This window comes from Stenotrophomonas maltophilia, assembly GCF_002799245.1.
Classification (GTDB): Bacteria; Pseudomonadota; Gammaproteobacteria; order Xanthomonadales; family Xanthomonadaceae; genus Stenotrophomonas; species Stenotrophomonas maltophilia_S.
The window spans coordinates 975,293-988,200 of record NZ_NEQV01000002.1 but is presented as its reverse complement, the minus strand read 5'-3'; the positions used below and the strand labels follow the sequence as shown (position 1 = coordinate 988,200).

General features: G+C 67.6%; 8 protein-coding genes, 1 tRNA gene and 1 pseudogene. 6 read left to right on the top strand and 4 right to left on the bottom strand.

The window, feature by feature from the left end:
* Positions 1–292: 292 nt before the first annotated feature.
* Together B9Y64_RS10360 and B9Y64_RS10355 are read right to left on the bottom strand one after the other, a co-directional pair.
* Positions 293–1,189: a M48 family metallopeptidase gene (locus B9Y64_RS10360; RefSeq protein ID WP_005417787.1), complete on the bottom strand. Its 897-nt coding sequence runs from the start codon at positions 1,187–1,189 to the stop codon at positions 293–295.
* A gap of 87 nt (positions 1,190–1,276) precedes the next feature.
* The gene (locus tag B9Y64_RS10355) at positions 1,277–3,169 is read right to left on the bottom strand and encodes a formylglycine-generating enzyme family protein (RefSeq protein WP_100440575.1); all 1,893 of its coding nucleotides are present in this window, start codon (positions 3,167–3,169) and stop codon (positions 1,277–1,279) included.
* Between the two features lie 84 nt (positions 3,170–3,253).
* Here B9Y64_RS10355 and rnd point away from each other — a divergent pair, with 84 nt between their 5' ends.
* Together rnd and B9Y64_RS10345 are read left to right on the top strand one after the other, a co-directional pair.
* Positions 3,254–4,333 carry a ribonuclease D gene (gene rnd, locus B9Y64_RS10350; protein WP_100440574.1) on the top strand — a complete coding sequence of 360 codons (1,080 nt, stop codon included), beginning with the start codon at positions 3,254–3,256 and terminating at the stop codon, positions 4,331–4,333.
* 121 nt (positions 4,334–4,454) lie between these two features.
* The gene (locus tag B9Y64_RS10345; RefSeq protein WP_100440573.1) at positions 4,455–6,527 is read left to right on the top strand and encodes a DUF4034 domain-containing protein; all 2,073 of its coding nucleotides are present in this window, start codon (positions 4,455–4,457) and stop codon (positions 6,525–6,527) included.
* A gap of 88 nt (positions 6,528–6,615) precedes the next feature.
* Here B9Y64_RS10345 and B9Y64_RS10340 read toward each other — a convergent pair whose 3' ends face one another.
* Entirely contained in the window at positions 6,616–8,946 is a 2,331-nt protein-coding gene (locus B9Y64_RS10340) for a TonB-dependent receptor (RefSeq protein WP_100440572.1), read from the bottom strand.
* Between the two features lie 216 nt (positions 8,947–9,162).
* Positions 9,163–9,744: a TetR/AcrR family transcriptional regulator gene (locus tag B9Y64_RS10335; protein WP_100440571.1), complete on the bottom strand. Its 582-nt coding sequence runs from the start codon at positions 9,742–9,744 to the stop codon at positions 9,163–9,165.
* A gap of 101 nt (positions 9,745–9,845) precedes the next feature.
* Here B9Y64_RS10335 and B9Y64_RS10330 point away from each other — a divergent pair, with 101 nt between their 5' ends.
* The 4 genes and pseudogenes from B9Y64_RS10330 to B9Y64_RS10315 all read left to right on the top strand — a co-directional run bounded on the left by B9Y64_RS10330 (position 9,846) and on the right by B9Y64_RS10315 (position 12,901).
* The gene (locus B9Y64_RS10330) at positions 9,846–10,901 is read left to right on the top strand and encodes a sugar phosphate isomerase/epimerase family protein (protein WP_100440570.1); all 1,056 of its coding nucleotides are present in this window, start codon (positions 9,846–9,848) and stop codon (positions 10,899–10,901) included.
* 21 nt (positions 10,902–10,922) lie between these two features.
* Positions 10,923–11,816, top strand: a complete 894-nt coding sequence (locus tag B9Y64_RS10325) for an alpha/beta fold hydrolase (RefSeq protein ID WP_100440569.1) — start codon at positions 10,923–10,925, stop codon at positions 11,814–11,816.
* Positions 11,806–12,731 (top strand): annotated as a pseudogene (locus B9Y64_RS10320) (alpha/beta hydrolase). Before B9Y64_RS10325 ends, B9Y64_RS10320 begins: the two are co-directional and overlap by 11 nt.
* A gap of 94 nt (positions 12,732–12,825) precedes the next feature.
* Positions 12,826–12,901 (top strand) — tRNA-Ala (locus tag B9Y64_RS10315).
* Positions 12,902–12,908 lie beyond the last annotated feature (7 nt).

Genomic DNA, 12,908 nt, shown 5'->3' with positions numbered 1-12,908 from the left:
AATCTCTTTCAGATATCGAATCAATTCGGGGTCAGATCCGTTTTCCTGCGGAAAACGGATCTGACCCCAAGCGCCATTCCGGCAGATCGCGGAGATCTGTCGAAGGCGGGGCGGGTCCGGTTGCGGGAGTGTCCGCGGCATGGATGCCGCGGCCAAGCCCCCATGGACGGGTTTACGGCGTCTCCCGCAACCGGACCCACCCCGCCATCCCACGGAATGCACGCTGTTGCTGTTGCTGTTGCTGTTGCTCTGGCTTCGGCAGGTGCAGGGCGCAGCCCTGCCGAACACCCCTCTATTTCGCCTGCTCGCAGAACTTCTGCCGGTACTCGAGGGCTTTCGGCATCAGCGCCTGCAGGTTCTGGATGCGGGTGCCCGGGTTCGGGTGGGTGGAGGCGAACTCCGGCGGCGCCTGACCGCCACTGGCCTGGCCCATGCGCTGCCACAGCGGCACTGCCTCGCGGGGATCGAAGCATGCCGCTGCGGCCAGCATCAGCCCCACTTCATCCGCCTGCGTCTCGTGGCTGCGCGCATAGGGCAGCAGATACCCATAGCCCATCGCCGACATCATCATCTGTTGCTGCTGCGCGTCCATACCGCTGGCGGCACCCGCCATCTGCCCGATCTGGGTCAGCTTCTGCTGCGCCATCCGCTGCGCACCATGGCGTAGCAGCGCATGGGCGATCTCATGGCCCATCACCACGGCCATCGCGTCACGCGTACGTGCCACCGGCACCAGGCCGGTGTAGACAGCCATCTTGCCGCCGGGCAGGCAGAACGCATTGGCCTGCTCGGACGGGATCACATTCACTTCCCACTGGAAATCCCGCGCGAAATGCGCCGGCTGCACGCCGTGCTCCTGTGCCAGCGCGGTCTCCACCACATCCACCTTGGCGATCAGGCGCTGTGCGATGTCGCGCACATCGCGCGCGATCGGCGCATTCGGATCCATCGGCCGTTCCTGCGACAGGATCTGCTGGTAGGCCTGCAACCCGAGCGCGGTCTCCTGGCGCGCATCCAGGCTGCTGTCGATCATCACCTTCTCGCCGGTATAGGGATCGACCGTACGGTTGGAGAACCAGTAGAACACCGCATAGCCCGCCGCCAGCAGCAGCACCCACCAGCGGATGTTGCCGAACAGGCCGCGCCGCTGCGGGCCCTGGGGCGAGCGGGAAAAGGGATCGTTGCGCATCGGTGGTCTTCCAGCAGCCCCGCCGGCCGGCGGGCACGGCGCAATCTTAGTGCGCGAACGCCAGCAGCGGGTGAAGCCCGATGCCGCTCAGATGCCCCGCACCAGACGGAAGCCGATGCGCGCGTTGGTGGTATCCGAATCCTGCGATTGCCGCCAGGCCGCACGGGTCTGCTCGGGCGCGTTGGCCCAGTTGCCGCCCCGGATCACCCGCGACCGGCAGCCCGGGTTGAACCAGGCGGCACCATCGGACGGCGCACGCCGGTAGCTGGCATGCCAGCAGTCGGCCACCCATTCGCTGAGATTGCCGGCCATGTCGTGCAGGCCGAAGGCATTGGCCTGGAAGCTCGCCACCGGCGCTGGCCCCCACCAGCCATCGCCATAGCCGATGAAGGCGTTGTGCCAGTGCCGACCAGAGGGAGAAACATCCTTGCTGCCGGTGAAGTTGCCGGTTCCAGGGGGCGGCGTGCCGGCGTCGCCCCACGGATAGCGGCCACTGCTGCCGGCACGCAGCGCATACTCGAATTCGGCCTCGCTGGGCAGCCGGTAGCTGCGCCCTGTCTGCTCGGACAACCACGCCGCGTAGTTCTCGGCATCACGCACGCTCACATGCATCACCGGCGAATTGCCCAGTGCACGCGCGCCATCGTAATCGGAACGCCAGTCCACACCGCTGCGGCGGATGAAATTGCCGCTGCGCTCGTCATAGACCACGGAGTGGCCTCGCCGTGTCGCACGCGGCCGCGCATTGGTCGACTTCACATAGCGCTCGAAATCGCCGACGGTGACCTCGGTGATCGCCATCGCGAAGCCGCGGTCGAAGCGCACGTAATGCGAGGGGCGCTCGGCATCGGTGGAACCCGGCTCGGCATCGCCCGCACCCATCTGGAAGCCACCATGCGGCACCACCACCATCTGCGGCCCGCGCCCGCCGTCGCGCATCGCGTCGCTGAACACCTGCCCGGGCCGGAAGCTGCCGTAATGGGTGGCCAGATCGATGCGCTCGCGCAACTGGGCAACCACCGCATCGCCCGGCAGGGCGATGCGCAGGGCCTCGGCCAGCTTTTCGCGCGCCAGCTTCAGGCCCTGCGGCGTGGCCAGCTCGCGCAGGCCATCGTCGCGCAGTTGCAGCAATGCGGCCGCACGGATCTGTTCGATGCGCTCGAAGGCATCGGCAATGGTCGGTGACGAGTCGCGGACCTTGCTGGCTTCGGCCAGCCAGGTGCCAGCGCTGGCAAAATCGCGTGCGCGCGCCGCGTCCTCGGCACGGCGGATCAGGCCACTCTCGGCCGCCGCCAGGCCCTGCCGCGCCCGGCTGTTGTGTTCATCCAGGGCCAGCGCTTCACGGAAGTTGCCGATCGCACCGTCGCCGTCCTCACCGATCCGTCCCGAACGCAGGTCTTCCTCGCCGGCACGGTTGTAGGCCACCACGCGCTGGGCAAGCTCCACCCGGCCCTGCAGCGCGCGCACCTTCTCATCCTTCGGCGCCAGGGTCAGCAGCACCAGCGCCTGGCGGCTGGCCTCGGCCAGCGCCTCGCGCTGCTGCAGCGGCCGAACCAGCAGGGCATCGGCCTGCTGCTGCAGGCGCTGGCGTGCGCGCTGCAGGCCGCTGCGGGCCAGGCGGTCATCCGGGTCTTCCTCCTGCACCGCCAGCCACAGCGGAACCGCCGCGTCGGCGTCCTCGTACAGGCGCCCTTCGCTGAACGCCTTCTCGGCCGCGCGACGCAGTTGGGCCAGGCTGCGCCCCTGCCGATCGACCCGGGGCGGTGTCCAGCGCTGCACATCCTCGGCGGCATCCTCACCGGCAATGGTGACGCTGCCCTGCCCGGTCTCCGGCGTCGCTTCCGCCTGCGAACCGTCCTGCGGCCGCGCGTCTTCGCCCACGGCCGGCCGCGGCTCCGGCGTCGCCGAAGGCGACGGCGTGCAGCCGGCCAGGGCCACGGCCAGGGCGGTGCACAGCACGGACGACAGCGGAAAACGCAAGCAGGATCTCCTTCGGCACGGATGCGGACCGACGTTAGGCTATTCTCCCCTGCCTGAGCAAACCCGAGTAGTAGGCCCTGACCCGTGGCAACCTGGATCACCACCCCCGCCGAGCTGGATGCGTACTTCCAGCAGCGCCCGGCCCGCATCGGCCTGGACACCGAATTCATCCGTGAACGCACCTTCTGGCCGCAGTTGGCCCTGGTGCAGATGGCGGTCGGGCAGGACATCCTGCTGATCGATCCGCTGATTCCCGGCATGACCGAGGCACTGGCGCCCTGGCTTGCCGATGAATCGATCATCAAGGTGATGCACAGCGCCAGCGAAGACCTGGTCGCCTTCAAGTGGGCCTGCGGCGTGTTGCCGCGACCGCTGTTCGACACCCAGATCGGCGCCGCGCTGGCCGGCATCGGTGGCGGCATGGGCTACCAGAAGCTGGTCGCGGAAATCACCGGCGTGGCGCTGGCCAAGGGCGAAACCCGCTCGGACTGGATGCGCCGTCCGCTCTCGGAGTCGCAGCTGCAGTACGCCGCCGACGATGTCGAGCACCTGTTCGCGCTGCATGACGCCATCGATGCCAAGCTGCAGGCGCTGGGCCGCCAGCAGTGGCTGCACGACGACGGTGAGCGCCTGCTGGCCAGCGTCGCCAACGACGAAGACCGCTGGCCGCACCTGGCGATGCGCTCGGCGCAGTTCCTCGATGCCGCCGCACAGCATCGCCTGCTGCGCCTGCTGCGCTGGCGCGATGTGCAGGCGCGCAGCAGCGACCGCCCGCGCAGCTGGATCCTGGACAACGAACTGGCCGCCACGCTGGCACGCACGCCACCGGCCGATGCCGCTGCGCTGGGCAAGCTGTTCGAACAGTTCCCGAAGGCACCGCGCAAGCTCGCTGGCGCGGTGTGGCAGGCGCTGGACACACCGCTGGCCGATGAGGCCGAGGCACCGCTGGCGCTGCCGGCCAACGACAGCAACAAGCAGGCCCTGAAGAAGCTGCAGGACGCGGTCGCCGAGCGCAGCCGCGAACTGGGCCTGCCGGATGGCGTGCTGGCCTCGCGCAAGCACCTGGAAAGCTACCTGGAACGCCGCCAGTGGCCCGCCGCACTGGCCGGCTGGCGCCAGCAGGAACTGGAATCGCGGCTGCAGGCCCTGCTGCCCGCCGTCTGATGTCGCCGGGCGCCGGGGCATGGCCTCGGCCCCGGCGGCGTCGGAATGAGCATCTGCCACGCTTGCCGGCGCCGGCGCAGGCCTGTCCAATAGCGGCCCCGCTACTGTTGGATGGCTTCAGATGACAAATGGAATTGCGAAGGACGGCCTCTCCGTCGAGGACCTGGCCTGGCGCACGCAGGCACGTACCGCGCTGCAGGAAGACGACCATGCGGCGCTGGAGGCACTGCTGGCCCCTCACGAACACGCCTGGCTGGACGGGGAGCGAGCACTGCCCGGTATCCGCTGGCGCCTGCGCAACCTGCAGGACAAGGTGCTCACCCTGGATGAGCGCCTGCAGCAGGCACAGCGATGGGTCGCCGCCGCACCACGCAGCTACTACGCCTGGCTGTGCCTGGGTGCGTGCTGGCAGGACGCTGCCGGCGAACTGCGCAGCGCCGACGTGGCCGCGCTGGTGGAGGACAGCCAGTGGCTGGCCGCGCAGCTGGCCCGCGACCACGCCGTGCACGCCTACCTGCAGGCGATCCCGTTGTCGTCGCGCCCGGCACTGGCGCTGGATGGCATCAAGCGCATCACCAGCTACCTGCGCGAACCAAACTGGATGCTCGCGCTGCAGGCCGGGCAGCCAGCGCAGTCCGACGAGGGCGCATTGGCTGAACATTATCCGCAGGCGTGGCCGCAGGCACTTCATCTTCTGTCGCGCTTCGGTGCTCCGCTGCAGGTCCTGCCCGACAGCCTGCCGCCGCTGCTGCACAACCGCAGCCCGGAGGACTTCGATGCGCCCCTGGCGTACTGGATGCGCCTGGTGCTGGAACAACGCCCCAACGACCTGGGCACGCTGGAAGGCACCCTGTACTTCCTGTACCCGCGCTGGGGCGGCAGCCACGAGGTGATGGAAGACTTCATCGAGGGCAGCTGGTGTCGCGGCCTCGACCTGGCGCAGAGCAATGCCCTGCGCTGGCGCAAGGCACAGGACTGGCTGGCCGAGTTGCCGCAGCGCGATGACGGCGAAACCGTAGCGGCGCACGAGCGCGCATATGCACAGATCCTCGACTGGCACCTGGACCGCAACCTGCGCGCGGAAGTGCTGACCCAACGCGCCGGGCTGCGCTACCGGCTCGGCCGCATCGAAGAGGTCGAAGACAGGGTCCAGTGGGACCCACAGCACATGCAGGCGGTGTTCGAGGACCTGCAGCAGGCCTGGGCACTGGACCGCGACAGGGTCCTGCACGATGGCCTCAGCAATCTCGAGGCCTGCACCTGGTTTGCTCACGTCGAGGGTGCCGAAGCGCTGTTCGCCCAGGTGGTGGACTATGCCGCACGCGAAGGCGATTCGGCGATCGGCCTGCTCTGGGCCGCGACTGCCGTCGAGCATGGGCTGCTTGGCCAGACCGCCGATCCAGTACGCGCCGCGCCCCTGCTGCGGCGCGCGCTGAAGCTGGCACCGCAGGAGAACACCTCTGCTGTCACGTTCGCGGCCAACCTGTTCTGCGATGTCTCACAGGCTGCCGGCCTGTCGCTGCTGCTGCGGATGGCCGAAGCCGGTGACGCCGGCGCGATGTCCGCACTGTGCGACCTGTACAAGGGCCGCCTGGGAGGACGCGACCAACCGCAGTTCGTTGATGCAGGGAAGGCAGCGTACTGGCAGGAGCGCGCGGTGGAGGGCGGCGACCTGATCGCCACCTACAACCTCGGCGTGCGCCTGGTCGCCGCCGGTGGTGCCGACAACGAAGCGCGTGCGCGCGAGTTGTACCTGCGCTGCCTGCAGGATGCCGAAGCCGGTGAGCGCGTATGGGGCCCGACCTGCCGCAACCTGGCCTGCCTGGCCCTGGACGGCGAGAACGACGCGCACAAGCGCGAAGCAGTCGAACGCGCATTGATTCCGCTGTGGTGGCGCGGCGACGACGACGACAAGCTGTGGGCAGCCGGATACCTGGCCGACATCTACCATTTCGGCAACGGCGTGCCGGCCAATGCGTTCCTGGCCCTGACCTGGCTGCAGCGCGCCAGCGAGATCGATCCAGAGTACGTGGACGTGGTGCGCATGGCGCCGCTGATCAATGGCGAAGGCCGCTGGTTCGGCGCCAGCCGCGCGCGCAAGCAGCAGGTGCAGGACCGCCAGCAGGTGGACAGCGCAACCTGGGCGCTGACCTTCGGCCAACGCAGCCAGGACAGCGACCTTACTGCAGTCTGAGGCAACGAAAAGGGCGACCCGGATCACCGGGCCGCCCTCTGCGTTCAAGCCGTGCGGTGGCGGGACGACCCGCCATCGCAACAATGCATTACCAGTTCATGTTCAGCGAGACACCGACGGTGCGCGGTTCGTTGTAGACCGCCGCCATGTAGTTCTCGATCACACCCTTGAGGTTCTTCTCGTTGGTGATGTTGCGCGCGAACAGCGCCACTTCGTAGGCACCGTAGTTGCCCGAGTAGCCGATCTTCAGGCCGCCCTCGAAATCACCCTTGGAGTTGAACTCCTTGCTGTCGTACAGCACGAAGCTGGTGTAACCCTGCTTGTTCCAGTCGGTGGAAACGAACATGGTGCCGGCGTCGCTGACCGGGAAGTCGTAACGGGCGGCCAGGTTCACGTTGTACTTCGGCGCGTTCGGCAGCGGATTGCCGTCGATCTGCGCGAAGGTGTTGGCACCGACCTTGATGGTCGGGTCATTCACCGTGCACACCACCTGCCCGTTGAGGCCGCAGACCTGCGCGTAGACGCGCTTGTCCTTGATCTCGCTGTGCAGCAGGCTCAGGCCGGCGCTCAGGGTCAGGTTCGGGATCGGGCGCAGTTCCATGTCCGCTTCGAAGCCGTAGGCCTTGGCCTTGTCGGCGTTGAACAGCACGCCATTGCCGTCCGAATCGTTGCCGTTGAGCTGGATGTCATTGACGGTGTAGGTGAACGCAGTGGCGTTCAGGCGCAGGCGGTTGTCCCACAGGCTGCTCTTCACGCCCGCTTCCCAGGACAGGATGGTCTCGGAATCGGCAGTGGTGAAGTCGGCGTTGAACACCGCCGAACGGCCCTGGATGGTCGGGCCGCGGAAGCCGCGGGCAACCTTGGCGTAGACGCTCACGTCCGGCGTGATCTGATACATCGCGCTCAGATCCCAGCTCGGGGTGGTGTCGGACATCTTGACGTCGGTGCGGCCCTTGTAGGTAACCGCGCCGGCAGCGGTGTCAGCCGTCTTCAGCAGGCGGGTGTGCTTCTCGTCCTTGGTCTGGCGCAGGCCGGCAGTGACGGTGAACTTGTCGGTGAAGGCGTAGCTCAGCTGGCCGAAACCAGCCCAGGAGGTGTTCTTGTTGCGCAGGCGCACCCAGTTGTTCGGGTTGCGTGCCGCGCCCTGCAGGAACCACGCGCGCTGGTAGAAGTCGGTGGTGTCGCTGCCGTTGAAGTAGAACGCACCGGCCTGCCACTGCAGCGCGCTGTCGTCATGGCTGGCCAGGCGGAACTCCTGGGTCCACTGGTCCAGGTCGCGGATGCGGCCCATCGACTGGCCGTAACCGTTCGGCACGCCATTGACCGGGAAGTTCACCGCGGCGCCGCCGTCGGTGTCGCCTCGGCTGTAGCCGGAAGTGGTCTCGTAGGCAGTGATCGAGGTGAAGTCGATCGCACCGAAGTCGTAACGCGCCTTCACCGAACCGCCGTAGGTCTTGTAGGCCTGCGGATTGTTGTCGGCTTCGTCGTAGGCGACCTTGTCACGCGGCACGTCGGTCTTGTTCGAGCCCTTGGTCAGCGCACCGCGCAGGAACAGGGTCGAGGTGCCTTCGTAGTCACGGGCATGGGCCGAGGCCAGGATCGAGAACTGGTCGCTGGGGGTCAGCAGCAGCTGCGCGCGCACATTGCGGTCATCGAAGCCGCCCATGGCGTTCTTCTTCGGGCTGACCGTGCCGTCGGCGCTCGGGCCCTTGTAGGTGTTGTCGACGTAGTCGTCGCGGTGCTGGTACAGCGCCGACACGCGGAAGGCGGCAACGTCGTTGATCGGGCCGCCGAAGCCACCGTCGATCGATACGCTGTTGTAGGTCGCGTAGCTGGCGCTGACGCGCCCGGTGTATTCCTGGGTCGGCTTCAGCGTGTCGAACTTGATGATGCCGGCGGTGGTGTTGCGGCCGAACAGCGAGCCCTGCGGGCCGCGCAGCACTTCCACCTGGTCCACGTCATAGACCGGGTTGGACTTCAGCACCACATGTTCCAGCACCACGTCGTCCTGGATGATCGACACCGGCTGCGAGGCACCCAGGTAGAAGTCGATGTTGCCCAGGCCGCGGATGTAGAAGCGCGGGAAGATGCGGCCGGTGGTGGTTTCCGCATACAGGCTCGGCACGCGGCCGGACAGCGCCAGCAGGGTGTCGTCGCCGCCGGCGGTGAAGTCGCGCATGCGCTCGCCCTGCACCACGCCGACCGAGACCGGCACTTCCTGCAGGTTCTGCTCACGGTGTTCGGCGGTCACGGTGATGGTGTCCAGCCCGGTCGGGGTCGGCGCGCTGTCCTGCGCGGCGGCACCGAAGCTGCCGACCAGGGCCAGGCCGGCACAGGCCAGGGCCAGCGGATGGCGGCGGAAGGAAACGAAGGAAGACGACATACCCGACAGGCGGCGGGAATCGGAATGGGAGGGCATGAAATGCTCTGAGGAGGCGTCCGTGCGGCCTGCGCGAGCCGGGCGGCAAAAAGGAGGAGAACTGCGCAAGCGGCCATTATCCCCCAAATTGTTACGATTTCGTTGCGCGAAAGGGGACGGAGGGGATTAAGGCGTATTCGGCACAGTCCTGGCCACCCCGTTCACCGCTTGTGGTCAGATCCGCTTTCCAAGGGAAAACGGATCTGACCCCGGATCTCAGGGCAGCGGGCTCAGCGCCACATCGACCATCGCCAGCAGCCGCTCGCGGCCGACGCCATCGCGGGCCTGTACCGAAATGCCGTGCAGCACCGTGGCGAAATGGTCGCCCAGCGCCTGCACTGCTGCCCCGGCGGGGAGTTCGCCATCGGCCTGCGCCTGCTGCAGCCGCGCGATGATCGCCGCCGTGCGCTGGCGGCGATGGCTGGCCAACCAATCCCGCACGCCTTCGCCATCCGGCGAGACACTGCTGGCCGAGGACACCACCAGGCAGCCATGGGGGCGCCCACGCCGGGTGTAGGTCAACACCGCTTCACGCAGCATCGAACCGATCGCCTCTCGCAGCGTTGCCTGCTCCAGCGCGCGCGGCGCGAAGCCGCCCTCGCCTTCTTCGTACAGCGCAACGGCTTCGCGGAACAACTGCTCCTTGCTGCCGAACGCGGCGTAGATGCGTGCCGAGGCGATGCCCAGTGCTTCGACCAGTGCCGACATCGACGTGCCTTCGTAGCCGTGCTGCCAGAACAGCAGCATCGCCTTGCGCAACGCCTGGTCCCTGTCGAATTCGCGCGGTCGCCCTGCCATCTGCCTGCCTGCCTTGTTGAAGCGCGCAGTGTAGCGCGGGTGTTGACCGCCGCGAGACACGCGCCTATTCTTTGTCGACCGACAAACAATTGGAGCAACACATGCAGACCCTCAAGGGCCCCAGCCTGCACCTGGCGCAGTTCGCCGGCGACCAGGCCCCGTTCAACAGCCTTGCCGGCATCGCCGCGTGGGCCGCAGGCCACGGCTTCAAGGCCCTGCAGATTCCCGCGTGGGACGCACGCCTGTTCGACCTGGCCACTGCTGCCGACAGCCAGGATTACTGCGACGACATCCGTGGCACCCTCGCCGAGCACGGCCTGCAGGTCAGTGAGCTGACCACCCACATCCTCGGCCAGCTGGTCGCCGTGCATCCGGCCTACGACGAACTCTGCGATGGCTTCGCGCCAGAGGCACTGCGCGGCAATCCGCAGGCCCGCACCGAATGGGCGCAGCAGCAGCTGCACCTGGCTGCCCGCGCCTCGCGCCGGCTGGGCCTGCAGGACATGGGCACCTTCTCGGGCTCCTTCGCCTGGCCCTACCTGTTCCCGTTCCCGCAGCGCCCGCCAGGCCTGATCGATGCCGCCTTCGACGAACTGGCGCGCCGTTGGCGGCCGATCCTCGATACCTGCGAAGACAACGGCATCAACCTCTGCTACGAGATCCACCCCAGCGAGGATCTGCATGACGGCACCAGCTTCGAGCGCTTCTTCGAACGCGTCGGCCAGCACGAGCGCTGCCGCATCCTGTTCGATCCCAGCCATTTCGTGCTGCAGCAGCTGGACTACCTGCAGTACCTGGATATCTACCACCCGCTGATCCGCATGTTCCACGTCAAGGATGCGGAGTTCCGCCCCAGCGGCCGCCAGGGCATCTATGGCGGCTATGCCGACTGGACCGAACGTGCCGGCCGCTTCCGCTCGCTGGGCGATGGCCAGGTCGACTTCAAGTCGATCTTCTCCAAGCTGGCCCAGTACGACTACCAGGGCTGGGCAACGCTGGAATGGGAGTGCTGCCTGAAGGACCAGGAAGCCGGCGCGCGCGAAGGTGCGGCCTTCATCCGCGATCACATCATTCCGGTCACCGACAAGATTTTCGACGACTTCGCCGGTGCACCGATCAGCACCGAACAGATGCAGCACATGCTCGGCATCGCCTGAGCCCCGACAGAGCGCTCCCCCATGACCACTTCCCTTTCCGCTGGCACTGCCGGCGATGCTTCCCTGCGCCACCACTATCTGCGCATCGATGGCCAGCGCGTGCATTGCGTGTCCGCGGGTCACGGTGAACCCGTGCTGCTGATCCCCGGCTGGCCACAGACCTGGTACGCCTGGCGCCATGTACTCCACGCCCTGGCCGAGGCCGGCTTCGAAGCAATTGCCGTGGATCCGCCAGGCATCGGCGAATCCGATCGCCCCGCCCACGGCTACGACACCGGCAGCGCCGCCGCCGTCCTGCACCAGACCATGCTGGCGCTGGGCCACGATCGTTACCAGGTGGTTGGCCATGACATCGGCATGTGGATCGCCTATGCACTGGCCAGCGACCAACCGCAGGCGGTGCGCCAGCTGGCAGTCACCGAGGCGGTGATTCCCGGCCTGGCACCGGAACCGGGCATCTTCGCCGCACCGGCCGACAACATCTTCCTCTGGCACTTCATGTTCAACCAGGTGGCCGACCTGCCTGAAGCACTGATCAGCGGGCGCGAACGCGCCTATCTGGAGTTCATGTTCGACCGCTGGTCGTACCGCCGCGACGCGGTGGCAGCCGACACCTACATCGCAGCCTACAGCCGCCCCGGCGCGCTGCGCGCGGGCTTCGCCTGGTACCGCGCGATTCCGGAGACGATCCGCCAGAACAAGGAACGTGCGCAGCGCCGGCTGGCGATGCCGGTACTGGCGATCGGCGCCGAGCACGCCACCGCCGATGCACCGATGCTGACCCTGCAACCGCACGCCGACAACGTGCGCGGCAGCATCGTGCCGGGCTGTGGCCACTTCATCATGGAAGAAGCCCCGCAGGCGTTCCTGGCGCAGCTGCTGCCGTTCCTGCAGGAGGCGCGTCATGTTGCTTGAACCAGCGCTGCAGCAGTTCGTCGATGCTGTCGCGGCCCATCCGCTGCCGGTCGACCTGCGCGAACTGCGCGCAATCAGCGAAACGGCGCTGCCGCAACTGCAGGGCGTCCCCAGCGCATCGCACATGTGGTCGAGCACACGCTGATCGCACGCGATGGGCATGCGCTGGAAGTCCGCCTCTATACACCGGAAGGGCTGCGCGATGGTCCGGCACCGGCCCTGCTGTTCGCCCACGGTGGCGGCTGGTTCCAGTGTTCACTGGCGGTCTATGACGGCCCTTGCCGTGCATTGGCCAATGCCAGCGGCTGCGTGATCGCCGCGGTCGGCTACCGGCTCGCGCCGGAACATCCGTTCCCGGTGCCGCTGCACGACGTCGCCGACGCCTGGCAGTGGTTGCAGGCCAACGCCGAGGGCCTGGGCCTGGACCCGCAGCGCCTGGCGATCGGTGGCGACAGCGCCGGTGGCAATCTCGCCGCCGCCTGCTGCCTGCTGCTGCGCGATCTCGGCCTGCCGCAACCGTGCCACCAGCTGCTGCTGTACCCGGCACTCGATGCCGGGATGGGCAGCGACTCCTACCGCGACTACGCCCATGGCTACTACCTCAGCGCCGAACTGATGCAGCGTTGCTGGCAGGCGTATCTTGGCGATCGGCACCCGCCGCAGGCACTGGCCTCGCCGGCCCACGCAACAGACCTGCATGGCCTGGCGCCGGCCTCCGTGCTCAGCTGCGAACACGACCCGCTGCGTGATGAGGCCGAGCAGTACGCGCGGCGGCTGCAGACGGCAGGTATCGACTGCACGCTGGAGCGGCTGCCGGGGATGATCCACGCCTGCATCCACCTGCAGGGCGTGGCCGCATCCACCGGCATGGCGGTCCAGCGCGCGGGCGTCCTGCTGCGCCAGGCCCTGGCCTGAACCCGCATGGGACGGCGGTGGATCCACACCTGCCGCCGTCCCGGCCCGGCGCTTGGCAAGCCTGGCAGGCAGCGCTACACTGAAGTCCTGCCGTGGGGCCATAGCTCAGCTGGGAGAGCGCGTCGTTCGCAATGACGAGGTCAGGAGTTCGATCCTCCTTGGCTCCACCACTATTCG

What these genes read in the sequence shown, in the direction of transcription:
- B9Y64_RS10360 (WP_005417787.1), bottom strand. Translation starts at nt 1,189, where the DNA reads ATGCGCAACGATCCCTTTTCCCGCTCGCCCCAGGGCCCGCAGCGGCGC.
- B9Y64_RS10335 (WP_100440571.1), bottom strand. Translation starts at nt 9,744, where the DNA reads ATGGCAGGGCGACCGCGCGAATTCGACAGGGACCAGGCGTTGCGCAAG.
- B9Y64_RS10330 (WP_100440570.1), top strand. Translation starts at nt 9,846, where the DNA reads ATGCAGACCCTCAAGGGCCCCAGCCTGCACCTGGCGCAGTTCGCCGGC.
- B9Y64_RS10325 (WP_100440569.1), top strand. Translation starts at nt 10,923, where the DNA reads ATGACCACTTCCCTTTCCGCTGGCACTGCCGGCGATGCTTCCCTGCGC.
- B9Y64_RS10345 (WP_100440573.1), top strand. Translation starts at nt 4,455, where the DNA reads ATGACAAATGGAATTGCGAAGGACGGCCTCTCCGTCGAGGACCTGGCC.
- B9Y64_RS10340 (WP_100440572.1), bottom strand. Translation starts at nt 8,946, where the DNA reads ATGCCCTCCCATTCCGATTCCCGCCGCCTGTCGGGTATGTCGTCTTCC.